At 45.1% G+C, this 14615-nt stretch carries 16 protein-coding genes; 12 read left to right on the top strand and 4 right to left on the bottom strand.

Going from position 1 to position 14615, the window contains the following annotated elements:
- The first annotated feature begins 29 nt into the window (after positions 1 to 29).
- From J5069_RS19820 to coaD, 12 genes are all read left to right on the top strand, one after another.
- Positions 30 to 1307 carry an O-antigen ligase family protein gene (locus tag J5069_RS19820; RefSeq protein ID WP_264645474.1) on the top strand — a complete coding sequence of 426 codons (1278 nt, stop codon included), beginning with the start codon at positions 30 to 32 and terminating at the stop codon, positions 1305 to 1307.
- A gap of 190 nt (positions 1308 to 1497) precedes the next feature.
- Entirely contained in the window at positions 1498 to 2580 is a 1083-nt protein-coding gene (rfaQ, locus tag J5069_RS19815; protein ID WP_264645473.1) for a lipopolysaccharide core heptosyltransferase RfaQ, read from the top strand.
- A gap of 10 nt (positions 2581 to 2590) precedes the next feature.
- Positions 2591 to 3715, top strand: coding sequence for a glycosyltransferase family 4 protein (locus J5069_RS19810; protein WP_264645472.1), 1125 nt, complete (start codon positions 2591 to 2593; stop codon positions 3713 to 3715).
- A complete protein-coding gene (gene rfaP, locus J5069_RS19805; protein WP_264645471.1) occupies positions 3716 to 4525 on the top strand; it encodes a lipopolysaccharide core heptose(I) kinase RfaP in 810 nt (269 codons plus the stop codon).
- A 20-nt stretch (positions 4526 to 4545) separates the two neighbouring features.
- Positions 4546 to 5628, top strand: coding sequence for a lipopolysaccharide 1,6-galactosyltransferase (gene waaB, locus J5069_RS19800; protein ID WP_264645470.1), 1083 nt, complete (start codon positions 4546 to 4548; stop codon positions 5626 to 5628).
- A 23-nt stretch (positions 5629 to 5651) separates the two neighbouring features.
- Positions 5652 to 6665: a lipopolysaccharide 3-alpha-galactosyltransferase gene (gene waaO / locus J5069_RS19795; RefSeq protein ID WP_264627594.1), complete on the top strand. Its 1014-nt coding sequence runs from the start codon at positions 5652 to 5654 to the stop codon at positions 6663 to 6665.
- A gap of 23 nt (positions 6666 to 6688) precedes the next feature.
- Positions 6689 to 7678 (top strand): glycosyltransferase family 8 protein, encoded by a 990-nt coding sequence (locus J5069_RS19790; RefSeq protein WP_264645469.1) that lies wholly within the window; start codon positions 6689 to 6691, stop codon positions 7676 to 7678.
- A 12-nt stretch (positions 7679 to 7690) separates the two neighbouring features.
- A complete protein-coding gene (locus J5069_RS19785) occupies positions 7691 to 8710 on the top strand; it encodes a hypothetical protein (RefSeq protein ID WP_264645468.1) in 1020 nt (339 codons plus the stop codon).
- Positions 8711 to 8795: 85 nt separating this feature from the next.
- On the top strand, positions 8796 to 9692 hold the full coding sequence (locus tag J5069_RS19780; protein WP_264645467.1) for a hypothetical protein: 897 nt from the start codon (positions 8796 to 8798) through the stop codon (positions 9690 to 9692).
- 212 nt (positions 9693 to 9904) lie between these two features.
- On the top strand, positions 9905 to 10246 hold the full coding sequence (locus J5069_RS19775; RefSeq protein ID WP_264645466.1) for a hypothetical protein: 342 nt from the start codon (positions 9905 to 9907) through the stop codon (positions 10244 to 10246).
- A gap of 148 nt (positions 10247 to 10394) precedes the next feature.
- Positions 10395 to 11681 carry a lipid IV(A) 3-deoxy-D-manno-octulosonic acid transferase gene (waaA, locus tag J5069_RS19770; RefSeq protein ID WP_264645524.1) on the top strand — a complete coding sequence of 429 codons (1287 nt, stop codon included), beginning with the start codon at positions 10395 to 10397 and terminating at the stop codon, positions 11679 to 11681.
- A 22-nt stretch (positions 11682 to 11703) separates the two neighbouring features.
- Positions 11704 to 12192: a pantetheine-phosphate adenylyltransferase gene (gene coaD / locus J5069_RS19765; protein ID WP_264645465.1), complete on the top strand. Its 489-nt coding sequence runs from the start codon at positions 11704 to 11706 to the stop codon at positions 12190 to 12192.
- A 46-nt stretch (positions 12193 to 12238) separates the two neighbouring features.
- Here the strand turns inward: coaD and J5069_RS19760 are convergent, their stop codons facing one another.
- The 4 genes from J5069_RS19760 to rpmB form a co-directional block, all read right to left on the bottom strand.
- The gene (locus J5069_RS19760) at positions 12239 to 13036 is read right to left on the bottom strand and encodes a glycosyltransferase family A protein (RefSeq protein WP_264645523.1); all 798 of its coding nucleotides are present in this window, start codon (positions 13034 to 13036) and stop codon (positions 12239 to 12241) included.
- A gap of 178 nt (positions 13037 to 13214) precedes the next feature.
- Complete coding sequence (gene mutM / locus J5069_RS19755; protein ID WP_264645464.1) at positions 13215 to 14024, bottom strand: bifunctional DNA-formamidopyrimidine glycosylase/DNA-(apurinic or apyrimidinic site) lyase; 810 nt, start codon at positions 14022 to 14024, stop codon at positions 13215 to 13217.
- 81 nt (positions 14025 to 14105) lie between these two features.
- Complete coding sequence (gene rpmG, locus J5069_RS19750; protein ID WP_026738454.1) at positions 14106 to 14273, bottom strand: 50S ribosomal protein L33; 168 nt, start codon at positions 14271 to 14273, stop codon at positions 14106 to 14108.
- Positions 14274 to 14284: 11 nt separating this feature from the next.
- Complete coding sequence (gene rpmB / locus J5069_RS19745; RefSeq protein ID WP_195314938.1) at positions 14285 to 14521, bottom strand: 50S ribosomal protein L28; 237 nt, start codon at positions 14519 to 14521, stop codon at positions 14285 to 14287.
- Positions 14522 to 14615 lie beyond the last annotated feature (94 nt).

The raw sequence follows: 14615 nt of genomic DNA, 5'->3' as shown, positions 1-14615 counted from the left end.
GGATAGCCCTTGCTACGTGACCCAATGATATGTTGAATGCTTTAAGATACAGTTGGGCAAAATACCCCGCGGTAAGCGCCTCGTTAACCACGAATACGCTGTTTCCAGGGTGCATGCTGACCTTGGCCGTGATGCCATTTAGCACCATCATCGCCGGATGGCTGTTTTATTTGACTGGGGTGTCTGCCGCACTGTATGTGGTTACGCATGTAAAACAGATTCTAGCCGCAAAACGGCTGTTGATATTGCCCATATTGTTGCTACTAATGGGCTGCCTCAACCTTGTCTGGTTTACGCTTTACTATCAACCCGACACACTTTTTACCGATGTCTACTCCGCTTATCGCACCGCCGGGCATGCCGCGATGCTCGGTGCGTTTATTCTGTTAGCCGCATGCCACCTGCCACATGAAAACCAGCCCGTCGTGCGAATCGGCTCCTTCGCAGTTTGTGTGATGACGCTGGCTTATGCGCTATTTCAGTCCGTTTTTCACGATATGCACCGTGTGGGCCTGATCTTTGGTCCGGCAACCAGCGCGGCCTATTTTATGACGTTTATCGGCGCCCTGAGTGCGCAGGCATTACTCACGCTCAATGTACGCTACAAATATTATCTCTATTTATTCCATTTCTTACTGGTGACCAGTGCCATCATCCTGACCCAGACACGGGCGGCTATTTTTGTTTATCCCCTAATTGGGGCGATGATCCTGTTATCAGAGGTGCGCCATAATAGACGTACCTTGCTTAAGGGCGTGCTGGGCTCCATCGTGACGCTAACGCTCTGCATTGCACTGTTCCACGACACGATCCATAAACGCACCAGTGATTTGATCAATGACATGCGCAGTTACAGTCAAAACAACAGTCAAACCTCGGTAGGCGCACGGTTTGCCATGGTGCAATCCGGCATTGACGCAGGGCTTGCTGCACCGTTCGGGCAATCCGCCGAGCGGCGCGCGGAAGATATCACCGCCCTCGCACAGCAGACGCCAGCCATGAGGGGCGCGGTGAGCTACCTGAACGTGCATCTGCATAACGATGCGATTGAAGCTTTTTCACTGAAAGGCTGGCCCGGTGTGCTACTGATTGTTTTGTTTTATCTCGCGCTCTCTTATTTTTCGATTTTTGTGCTGCGCAGCCACTTCTCCATTGCGCTGTTATTTGCCTTACTTATGTTTGGCTTGAGTGATGTCATTCTCTTTGCTCGAGATATGTTAATGGCGTGGCTGGTCACGTTGTGTCTTGGCATGACACTGACGGGAAAATGGACCCGCCCTGCCTGCGCGCAAGCCCCCTCAGCCTAGCGTAATTATCGCTGTGAGAGGCATACAGCTTTTAGTACCATAGCGGTATAAAATAGTAGAGCGTGTGTATTTATTTACGTGACGCCTGAAAACAATCCGGATAATAGCGCGCAGTTCACTGGTAGCTGAAAAGCCAGGGGCGGTAGCGTGGTCATTTTCTGGTTTAAGTGCGTTGACTGAAGGAAAGCGAGTGAGCCTCAAAACCCTTACCTATAGCCGGATCTTGATTGTAAAGCTGCGTTTTCATGGGGATATGCTGCTGACTACGCCGCTTATCAGCACGCTAAAAGCGCGCTACCCAGAGGCCGCGATTGATGTGTTGCTCTACCAGGACACCATCCCTATCCTTTCCAAGCACCCGGATATCCACCGGTTATACGGTTTGAAAAGAAAAACCGCTGGCGCAATGGAGAAAATCAGTGATTTTGTCACCATGCGCAACACACTTAAACGCAACCGCTATGACCTGATTGTGAATTTAGCCGACCAATGGCCAATAGCGCTGCTGATTAAATCCTTGAACTGCCCTTACAGTCTCTCCATTCAACGCGGAGGAGCCAGGCAGTCACTGTGGCGCGCCTGTTTCACCCACTGTCTGGAACCAACGGGGCAACATATCGTTGAGCAGAACTTCTCTTTGCTCGCCCCTCTGGATGTGCCAGAACAAGACAGGACTCGGCCTCTGTCGCTGTACTACGGCCCGGAAGACGCGGAACGCGTTTTTGCCCTCGCGCCTGAGTTAACGGCAACGCCTTATGTGGTCATTCAGCCGACTGCCAGACAGTCTTTTAAATGCTGGGATAACGATAAATTTGCACAGGTCATTGATCATCTGAAACAGCAAGGATTAGAGGTCGTCCTTACCTGTGGCCCAGGTGCCGAGGATGTGGCGGTGGTGAATGAGATCCACACCCTGTGCGAACACAAACCTACTCTGTCGCTTGCCGGTAAAACGCATTTTCTCGAACTGGCAGCGTTAATCGACAAAGCCGTGCTTTATATCGGCGTCGACTCAGCACCAATGCACATGGCGGCAGCGCTCGCGACGCCAACAATTTGCCTGTTTGGGCCGACGGATCACCGTAAATGGAGCCCTTGGTCAGATAACCATATTGTTCTCTGGGCGGGAGACTACACCGCCATGCCCGAGAGAAGGTATCTCGATAGAAATAAAAAATACCTGTCATGTATCCCTGCTCAGGACGTTATTCAAGCCGCAGAAAAACTGCTGGCCTGCCCCACGGGTGCTCCACTAAATACGGCAGAAAGATAAGGAATTCCGCATGAATATTGCCTTCTGCTTGTATAAATATTTCCCGTTTGGCGGCCTGCAACGCGATTTTCTCAGTATTGCTCAGGCCTGCGTCAGGCAGGGTCACCGCGTGCGTGTGTATGTCTTGTCCTGGCAGGGAGAAGAGCCAGAAAATCTTGAGATTATTTTGGTACCCACTGTCGGTATCAGCAATAACACGCGGCATCAACGCTACAGTGAGTGGGTTCAACATCATTTGCAATTGCACCCTGCCGATCGCGTGGTGGGGTTCAACAAAATGCCGGGGCTAGATTTTTATTACGCCGCTGACGTGTGCTACGCAGAAAAAGTTGAGCAGGAGAAGGGATTTTTCTATCGCTTAACGCCGCGCTACAAGCACTATGCGGCGTTTGAAAAAGCAGTGTTCAGCCCAGGCGTGAAAACCAAAATGCTGATGCTGACTCAGCGCCAGATTGCAGATTTTAAAAAACATTATGGCACGCAGGATGAGCGTTTTCTGATTCTTCCACCGGGCATTGCACTGGACAGAAAATACGACCAGCAGGCACCCGGCGTTCGCCAGACCTTTCGTCATACGCATAATATCCCAGAAAGCGCTCGGGTTTTGCTGCAAGTCGGCTCTGATTTCAAGCGTAAGGGCGTCGAGCGCAGCCTGCGCGCCGTTGCCAGCCTGCCGGAAAACCTACGGAAACAGGTCGTTTTTCTGGTTGTCGGCCAAGACAAACCCGATCGTTATCAGACGCTGGCAGGTCAGTTAGGCCTTGATAAGCAGGTGCATTTTTTTGCTGGACGTAGCGATGTTCCTGATTTTATGGCCGCCGCAGACCTGCTCCTCCATCCTGCACATCAGGAAGCCGCAGGCATCGTGTTACTTGAAGCGATCACTGCCGGGCTACCGGTTATCGTGACGCAAGTGTGTGGCTATGCGTTCCATATCGATAAGGCACAAGCAGGCCAGGTTATCGCCTCCCCCTTTAGTCAGGACGCGCTGAACGCTGCGCTGCACATCGCATTAGAACAAACGGAAACCTTGCATCGTTGGTCGGAGAATGCCCGGCATTATGCCGATACGGAAGATCTTTACAGCTTACCGGAAAAAGCCGCGCTGCTGATTTCGGGCCAGGACCGTCACTAAATGAAAAGTGTCATTACGTTAAAAGAGCCGTTCGCCTCACTCTGGCAAGAACATGACCCGTTTGAAGAAGTCAAAAAACTGGATGGCGATGTCTTTCGCGCATTAGAGAGCCGTAAAACATTACGTTTCACCTTGGCCGGACGCTCGTGGTTTATCAAAATACATCGCGGTACCGCATTGAAAGAGGCTCTGAAAAACCTGCTTTCATTGCGCCTGCCCGTATTGGGTGCCGATCGCGAATGGAACGCGATTCACCGCTTGCGCGATCTCGGCGTAGACACCATGACCGGAGCAGCATTTGGTCAGCGCGGGTTAAACCCGCTACTACGCGAATCTTTTATCATTACTGAAGATTTAAGCCCGGCCATCAGTCTGGAAGATTACTGCGCCAACTGGCCGCAGAATCCGCCAATGCATGCCGAAAAGCGGCGACTGATTCGCCGCGTGGCAGAAATGGTGAGAAAGATGCATGCCGGCGGCGTTAATCACCGCGATTGCTATATTTGCCATTTCTTGCTGCGTCAGCCTTACCAGCCCACCGATAAACAATTTACACTTTCGGTCATCGACCTGCATCGGGCGCAACTTCGCGAGCGTGTTCCGCTGAGATGGCGTAATAAAGATCTTATCGGCCTCTATTTCTCCTCACTCGATATTGGGCTGAGCAAACACGATCTGTTGTTTTTCCTGAAGATCTATTTTGATCAGCAACCATTGCGTACTACGCTGCGTCAGGAACAAGCGCTGTTTCACGAAGCATTTACCAAAGCAGAAAAAATTCGAGAAAGAACGGAGCGCAAGGCGCTTTAACCCGAGCCCTGATTATCATTATGAATATACTTTTCGTCGGTGAGGCTACATCCGGTTTCGGCGGGATTGAAACGGTAATAAAAAAAGTCACCAGCTTCCTGGAAAATGACCAAGACGCTGAAAACACCTATACCTTATATTTTCTCTGCCGCGATAACCGCATGGATAAAGCCTGGCTGGAAGGAAAGCACTTTATTTGCCATCATTCAGGTATCAAGATCTCCTTTCTGCGTAGAATGAGTCACGCGTGTGCACTGGCGCGCTTCATTAAACATAACCAACCCGATACGGTGATTGCTTTTGATGCACCATCCTGTCGAGTTGCGGCACAAGCGATCCGTTACAGTAAGAAAACACTGCCGCTGATTTCATGGCTGCACTACTCACTCGATCACAAAAAGCATGCCGAACAGGCACTGGTCGCGGATCATCACTTGGCTATCAGTTCTGGCATCAAGCAGCAATTAATAAAGCGTGGTGTTCCTCCCGAACGCATCTCTGTGATTTTTAATCCGGTCACACCACAAAGCGTTGTCATCCCTCGTCCGGCACAGGGCGAAAATGCGGTGTTTATCTATGTGGGCCGACTGAAGTTTGAAGGGCAAAAACGCCTGAAAGACATGTTGGATGCCTTTGCTGGCGTAACGGGCAAGTGGGAATGCCATTTTATTGGTGATGGTTCAGATACCGAAGTCTGCCAGGCCTACGCGCAACAACGGGGTATTGCAGATCGTTTGTATTGGCACGGATGGCAAGAAAAACCGTGGGAATATGTTCAGACAGAGATCAAGCAAGTCTCGGCATTTGTCATGAGTTCTGCTTTTGAGGGGCTTCCGATGACACTGCTTGAAGCCATGTCTTATGGGATTTATTGCGTTAGCAGCGATTGCCCATCGGGACCAGGTGATATCATCAAGAATGGTGTGAATGGGCAACTTTATCCACCGGGTGATACGCACCATTTCGTGAAAACATTATCTCAATTGCAAACGAATGAAATAAATTCAAGCATCGAAGAGATCAAAAACTCTATCAGTGAGTTTTATGATAAAAATTATTATGCTAAATTTATAAACGCGATCGCGATTGAAAAGAACAGATGAAAAACTAATAAAGTGGTGACCTTGTGTATTTTAACACTGAGCATGTAATAAAAGAAAAAATAATATTAAACCATAATATTAATGACTCATCTAACGAGGCTTTTAATATAGCCTACGGTATAGACAAAAACTTCATATTTGGCTGTGGAATATCCATAGCGTCTATTTTATTGCATAATAAAAATAAAAAAATTGCATTTCACATCTTTACTGATTTTTTCGACGAAACGAACATTGCTGAATTTACAGACCTTTGTCATCAATACAATACGCAGATTGTCGTTTACATCATAAATTGTGATGAATTAAAACAATTACCAAGCACTAAAAATTGGTCTTATGCAACATACTTTCGTTTTATCATTGCTGATTTTTTCAATAATGTGTTAACCACCGTTCTTTATCTTGATGCTGACATTGTCTGCAATGCAGATCTGGATGAATTGATTAACCTTGATTTGATAGATCATACTGCTGCGGTTGTCTGCGAGGGTGAAAAGCCCTGGTGGACTAAACGCGCCCTTGCATTGGGAGACGCAGAAATAAGCAATGGCTATTTCAATGCTGGCTTTCTTTTAATAAATATACCACGTTGGGGAGAGCAGGATATCAGTCGACAGGCGATGTCACTTCTTGCTGACGATGATGTAAAACAAAAAATATCGTTTTTAGACCAAGACATATTAAATATTTTATTTGTAAACAAAGTTTTGTTTCTAGATAAAAGATACAACACCCAATTCAGCATTAATTATGAATTGAGTGAAAACAAAAAAACACTGACACCAATTACAAAAAACACCGTGTTTATTCATTACATTGGACCAACCAAACCGTGGCATGCATGGGCTAGCGACTACGATTCTTCCCGCTACTTCATGACGGCAAAACAGCATTCACCATGGAAAGAGACTAAACTACTCAAAGCTCATTCGGCCAATCAGTTACGCTATTGTGCTAAGCATCAATTCCACAATAAAAAAATCCTTTCAGGCTTAAAAAGTTATTTCTTGTACTTTTTAAGAAAGATCAGCTGATTTTATTCTAGAAATAATAAATCATGTACTTTGACAACAGCATAGTAAAGAATAAGCTTGCATTTTTGGGTGCTAAAGAAGGCAACACTGAAAAAGCATTACATATTGCGTATGGTATTGATAAGAACTTTTTGTTTGGCGCTGCCGTTTCCGCAACATCGGCTATTATAAATAATAAAATCCCCATTACCCTGCACTTTTTCACCGACACGATAGATGATGATGATAGCCATCGTTTCAAGAAAATGGCTGCTAAATTTAATACAAACATCTATATATATCATATCGACAATACTCCTTTAAAAAACCTACCAACAAAAAACTGGCCATACTCAGCATATTATCGACTGATAGCATTCGATTATCTCGCGTCGTCGATAGATCGTTTGTTATATCTTGACGCTGATATTGTTTGCAAAGGCCCGCTTGATCAGCTAGCCAACTTATCTTTTGATGATAATGTTTGCGCAGTGGTTCCTGATATTAAGGAAATGCACAAGAAAGCAGTAGATAGATTACACTGCCCTGAACTGGATGGTCACTATTTCAACTCGGGTATGATGTTGATGGACTTAAGTAAATGGCATCAGCAGTCGTTCACCGCCAAAGTCATCGCTTTTATTCTCGATAATGTGGAACTAAAATATCCTGATCAAGATGCACTTAATATTCTGTTATTGAAAAAAACGCATATTTTACCAAGAAAATACAACTGCATTTTTAGTATAAAAAGCGAGTTAAGCGATCGGAGTCATCAGAAATATAACAACGTCATTAACGACGACGCGGCTTTAATTCATTATGTTGGCACAACTAAACCATGGAATGAGTGGGGACAATACCCATCAACAATTTTCTTCCAAAAAGCATATCTAGCCTCAGAATGGCATGATGTGCCGTTACTTAAACCGCGAACACCTTTGCAATGGAAGAAAAAGTCAAAGCATGAGTTCCGAAAATATCACTTATTTAGCGGAATTTTGGCAAGATTAAAATATATCACAACAAAATAAGAGAATCGTTTCATGAATGTGTATTTTTTAGAATGGAATGCCAATTATGAAAAGCTCATGATAAAAAATTTAGAGTCGCATGGCGTCACAGAAATAAAAAATATCATGAAGCATTTTACAAGAAACAATATTAGACTTAAAAAGGCCAACGTTAATAATTGGTTATTCGTTAAGATACATATTTTTTTAAAACTGAGAAAAGTCAAAAAAGATGATTTAATAATTTGCAATGGATATAGTTTTTTAGGTTTTCTTGATATAATAAAAGCACTCCCATGTAAAAAAGCTTTAGTCATTCGAGATACTATAATTCATTTAGAAAGAGGAATGAAAGAAAACAAAAAATGGCTTCCATCTGATGGAGATATCACCCAAGAAATAGATTCACATTTTGATAAAGTATATAGTTTCGACCCATCTGACTGTAAAAAATACGATTTCATATACTTAAAACAATTCCTTCCATTTACATCCCAAGATATTGACACCATACTTAAAACATCAATAAAAAGCAAATTATCAGAAAAGTCATGTTTTTTTATTGGTGAATACAGAGCTGATCGAGAAAAATCTCTCCAAGTCCTTTTCCCTTATTTTAAACATTTAAATTACACACCTGATTTTTATCTTTTTGATAAACATAACAAATCAACAAATTACCCATTTTTTTGCAAAAACCAATCTCTTGATTATAAAGAAAATATACAGAGAGTTATTGCGTCTGACGTTGTTATAGAAATAAACCATCCAGGACAAGATGGTTTAACGTTACGAACGATCGAGGCTCTTGCTTTTAACAAAAAAATAATAACCAACAATATAAAAGTAATGCAATATGATTTTTATACTGACGACCGTTTTTTCATATTAGGCTATAATGACATTGACTCTTTACACAGTTTTTTAGAAAGGCCATTAGCACCTGTAGATATTGAATTGATAAAAGAATACACAGCAGATGGAATGTTAAATCGATTGGTCTCAGACATTTACCATCATAACAGCCCTACGCAAAGCAATATATTAAATTAACCGCATACTTTTCCACATCTCTTATTATAATAGAGAGCAACATTCGACTCTTATCTAGGGCATAGCTACAATGCGATTTATAATAATGGCTCCAGCATATACTGAATGGAGTGGTGGAGTTATCGTTCTACATAAATTATGTCATCTTCTCAACCAACTTGGAGAAAATGCTTACTTACATCCTATGGTCAAAGAATATCCTTTATCATGGAAAAATCATTTTACTGAGATAAAAGAGAAAATCAGACTAAAATATAAGAGTGGAAGATATAAAACAAACAAAGCATTCCAAACCCCTGTAATTAATAAATTAACAAACGACGATTTAGAAAATTCCATTATTGTATATCCAGAAATAGTATCAGGAAACCCATTAAAAGCTAAAAATGTAGTCAGATGGTTCTTACACCATCCGGGTTATCAAACAGGAAACGTAAATTATTTCTCTCGCGAACTGTATTTCTCATACGGTGCATTTGGCCGAGATTTTAAGCTATATGGTTCCCACACCTCTGACACAGTACTTCATGTATTTCATCAGATGAATGATATTTATAATGAGATTGGCGCATCTAAAGAACGGACAGGTACCGCATATTGCATTAGAAAAGGTCAAGGAAGAAAGATAATCCATGACCTATCCGATTCAATTCTTATCGATGAAAAAAAGCATGAAGAAGTCGCTGAAATATTCAAGCGTGTGAAGTACTTTATCTCTTATGACCTATACACTGGATATTCATTGTTTGCCATAATGTGTGGCTGCATTCCGATTGTTGTTCCTGATGAGAACTTATCACTAACGGAATGGCAATCTGACCCCAAGATGCGATTAGGTATTGCATACGGGTTTGAGCAAATTGAAGAGGCGACCAAGAACCGTAAAATTGCATTGGATTTAATGTTTGAAAAAGAAAACGAAGCAATTCTTAACGTCAAAAAATTCATAGTTGAATCGAAAGAATATTTCTCCGTAGATTAAATACTTATTTGCATAAAAAGACCTAGTCTATAGTCCCCTCTGCATTAATTACTACACAGATGATTGATTACATTCATTTGCTTTTTAAAAATATGGATAAAAACTTTCAAGTAGTTCATAGCTGAAACATTATAGAGCTAGAAAATATTTCCTTAGGCAACAATGTTAGAATTAATGGATTCACAACCCTTGTTGCATCAGGAAGCGGATTCTTGAATATAGGCTCCTATGCGCAGATTGGCGGATACACGTTTCTTTCTGCGGGTGCAGGAATAATTATCAAAGATTTTTGTGGCCTTTCACAAGGTGTCAAAATTCACAGCAAGTCTGATGACTACTCAGGAAAGAAGCTGACTACTCCAACAATAAGTGAGGAGTACACTGGTGTGATAAAAGGTACAGTGGCCCTCGCGAAACATGTTATCATCGGCTCAGGTGCTGTTGTTCTTCCTAATATAACGCTTGAAGAGGGCGTATCCGTCGGGACACAGTCTCTCGTAACCAAAGATTTAAATGAATGGGCAATGTACTTTGGTTGTTCAGCAAAAAAATGAGAGATAGAGGAAAGGAGCCCCTTATACTCGAAAAATTTTTTTAGCGATTCAGGAACTTAAATAAAAAAATTAATAGCCAGTGCCATAGTCATTCCTTAACAAAAAAGCTAAAATATTTTCAGCGATAACTCTAAAATAGCCAATGCCAATGTTACAAACCCTTTACACCATCTTGCTTTACCTCATTCAACCATTAATCTGGCTCCGTCTGTGGCTGAGAGGGCGCAAAGCGCCTGCCTACCGTCGCCGCTGGAGTGAACGCTATGGATTTTGTGCAGAGAAGGTCAAACCCAACGGTATCATGTTGCATTCGGTCTCGGTTGGCGAAACATTAGCGGCCATTCCCTTGGTCAGAGCGCTCCGTCACCGTTACCCTTCTTTGCCGATTACAGTCACCACCATGACGCCGACCGGCTCAGAGCGGGTACGCTCCGCCTTCGGCAATGATGTCTTTCATGTGTACCTGCCTTACGATCTCCCCTGCGCCCTTAAACGCTTCTTCGATCAGGTGAACCCAAAACTGGTGATCATCATGGAGACCGAACTGTGGCCAAACCTTATTACGGAACTTCATCGCCGTGATATCCCGCTGGTTATTGCCAACGCACGGCTGTCTGAACGCTCAGCGGCAGGCTATAAGAAAATCAGTTCTCTGACACGCCGAATTTTGCGTCGCACGACCCTGATCGCCGCTCAAAACCAAGAGGATGGCGAGCGCTTTATCGATCTCGGTTTACAGCGTTCACACTTAGCGGTCACTGGCAGTCTGAAATTTGATATTTCTGTCACGCCAGAATTAGCAGCAAGAGCCGTAGCACTGCGGCGTCAATGGGCTTCCCGGCGTCCGGTTTGGATTGCAACCAGCACTCACGAGGGTGAAGAAGCGATTATTTTGGCCGCGCACCGTGAACTGCTGATCCGATTTCCCGATTTACTGTTGATTCTGGTACCTCGCCATCCTGAGCGTTTTCCGACGACTCAGGCGCTTACCCAGAGTCTGGGATTTAGCTACACCTTGCGCAGCAGCGGTGAAGTCCCGGCGGCTGACACACAAGTGGTGATTGGCGATACCATGGGCGAGCTGATGATGCTGTATGGCATTGCTGACATCGCTTTTGTCGGGGGAAGTCTGGTGGAACGGGGAGGACATAACCCGTTGGAGCCTGCGGCACACGCTATCCCGGTATTGATGGGCCCGCATACCTTTAACTTCAAAGATATTTGTCTTAAATTGTCAGAAGCAGGCGGTTTGATCACCGTGAAAGATGCTGACAGTATTGTCAAAGAAGTGAACAGCTTGCTGACGGATGAAGATTATCGGCTCTATTATGGGCGACACGCTGTAGAAGTGCTGCACCAGAATCAGGGAGCGCTTCAGCGCTTGCTCACTCTGCTGGAGCCCTATCTTCCTCCGCGTGCAAACTCGTCTATCTAACCCTCTGGTGCTAAGGAATCCCATGGCGACCAAAGCAATCTACCCAGGTACCTTCGATCCCTTAACCAATGGGCATCTGGATCTGCTCGCCCGCGCTTCACGTCTGTTTGATCATCTCGTGTTAGCCATTGCTGCCAGCCCCGGTAAAAACACGATGTTCAGTTTGGACGAACGCGTCGCATTAGCCCGGCAGGCAACGCAACATTTGACTAATGTTGAGGTAGTGGGATTTTCCGATCTTATGGTGCATTTTGCCCAACAGCAGCAAGCAAATGTGTTAATACGCGGGCTGCGCGCTGTATCGGACTTTGAATATGAGCTTCAGTTGGCAAAAATGAATACTCACTTAATGCCAACGCTGGAGAGCGTATTCCTGATGCCATCGGAAGAATGGTCCTTTATCTCTTCCTCTCTGGTCAAAGAGGTTGCCCGACACGGTGGAGATGTCTCACATTTTCTTCCCGAGGCGATTGGCTCGGCGCTTAAGCAAAAGCTGGCACAGGGTAAGTAAAGCACCATCCGGCGGGTGGGTTCCTCCGCCGGAAATGGCGATGTGATTAACGCGCCAATGCACCGCATAGATAGCGGAACCACCACAACGGACGCCACCATGTATTTCGCGGAGGCAGTGTCGCGGGCATTACGTTGTTACGGTATTTAATTTCCCAGGTAAAGTTGAGGAAAATACGACTTTGCCCATACTCATAACCGAACAGGCTACACTCTTGCTTCTTACGCTTATCAATCGGCGTATTGGCGGAAAGGTCGCGCTGTAACGTATGGTAACTCTCTTCCCGGTCCACATCCCGTTCAAAACAACGAATGTTCTTCGGCAGGTAATGTTGGCGCGAACCTTGGTATTTCTGATATTTAACGAAGCGGAAATCCTCTGAGCCATAATTTCCGGCAAACTCCTCGTCATAGCCAAAGAAACGCATAAAACGTGCGCGCGACATGAAGAACGTGTTCGGGTGACCATAATACCTGTCGCCCACGTTACACACTTGGCCACGTTTTTTGATGCCGTCTTCACGGCTTTCCCGATAGATTTTGTAAAAATTGCGGCCCGGGTTACGGCAATTGATCAAATAACGGAATGTGGATTCCGGTAACTCATGGTCAAGATCGGTGATGAAAATTTTGTCAGATTTAGCGTAGGTCACCCCTAAATTACGCGCACCGGCCTGATTCCATGGAATATCTTCATTAATCCGTAGCCAGGTGATATTCAGGTCGAAAACGCCAACGTCGTACTCAATGGGCGAACCGTCATCAACAATAACGAACTCAACCGCAGTCCTGATATCTTCCGGCAACTGCTCATACAGCCGCAGCAACGAAAATACGGAGTCCATGTTGTTCTGATTGCAGTAAAAATGCGTAACATAGCTCAATTTTATATGCTGCTTATCAAGCGGATGCCGTGCGGCAGTAGAGTACTCGTGGTTCACCGATAAAATCCTCAGCCTTGTTCTTATTGATGCCCTTCCAGACTCGCCATTCGAACGGCAATCTGGCGTTACTTATCCAGCATCACTTCTGGCAGCAGCGACAATAAAATGTACTACGCTGCCCATGTTTTTTCGTTAACAACGGCGTTCCGCATACGCGGCAAAGCTCTCCGGCCCGACCATAAACCTGCAATTCCTGCGCAAAATACCCCGGTTTACCATCTGACTGTAAGAAATCCCTTAACGTCGTTCCGCCTTGCTCAATCGAGCGCTGTAACACCCGCTTTATCGACTGAACGAAATGAGCAGATTCTGATTCGTTAAGCGAGCCTGCCGCACGATCGGGATGAATACCCGCCATAAAGAGGGATTCGCTGGCATAAATATTTCCTACGCCGACCACCACCTTGTTATCCATCACCCACTGCTTAATGGCCGTCTGCTTACCACGAGAACGTTGATGGAGATAGTCGGCAGAGAATTCCTCACTCAAGGGTTCCGGTCCAAGATGAGCAAGTACATTGCTTGCTGCAAGATCCGTCGTCCATAGCCAGGCACCAAAACGTCGGGGATCGGTATAACGCAGCACATGGCCATTGTCCATGACCATATCCACATGATCGTGCTTTGCGGGGGGGAGATATTCCGGCAGAATGCGCAAGCTACCAGACATGCCGAGATGCACAATGATCCAACCACCAGGCAGTTCAAACAGCAGGTATTTCGCCCGACGGTCGATGCTCAAAACAGGTTGGTCACTCAACGAAAGGATCTCGCTGGATACGGGCCAACGCAAGCGGGCATTACGCACTTCAACGTGAAGGATAGTGTGTCCGACAAGATAGGGTGATATCCCGCGGCGGCTCGTTTCAACCTCTGGTAATTCCGGCATTTTCTCCTCCTGAACACTCCCGCGGCTAACGTAGCATAAAAAAACCCGGCCTTGGCCGGGTTTTTAATAAGTCCACTAAAATTACTTGATTTTAGCTTCTTTATAGATCACATGCTGACGGACAACCGGATCGAATTTCTTCAGTTCCAGTTTTTCCGGCTTAGTGCGCTTGTTCTTCGTCGTCGTGTAGTAATGACCAGTACCGGCAGAAGAAACCAGCTTGATCTTCTCGCGAACACCTTTAGCCATGATTCAGTTCCTTAGTACTTTTCACCACGGGTACGCAGATCGGCCAAGACCGCTTCGATACCCTTTTTATCGATAACACGCATACCTTTAGCAGATACGCGCAGCGTGACAAAACGTTTTTCGCCTTCAACCCAGAAACGATGGGAATGCAGGTTAGGCAGAAAACGGCGTTTGGTCGCATTCAGTGCGTGGGAACGGTTATTACCGGTCACCGGACGCTTGCCAGTAACTTGGCAGACTCGGGACATGTCTATTCTCCAAAAATCAAATCAGCTCGAGCTTCGTAGAGGATGTTGGCCGCCTCGTCAGGCTTTAGAGCCCATCTCAGCAACTTTACAAGTA

The organism is Candidatus Symbiopectobacterium sp. NZEC127, from assembly GCF_025962675.1.
In the GTDB taxonomy this organism is placed as follows: domain Bacteria; phylum Pseudomonadota; class Gammaproteobacteria; order Enterobacterales; family Enterobacteriaceae; genus Symbiopectobacterium.
This window is presented reverse-complemented; position numbering and strand designations above follow the sequence as displayed.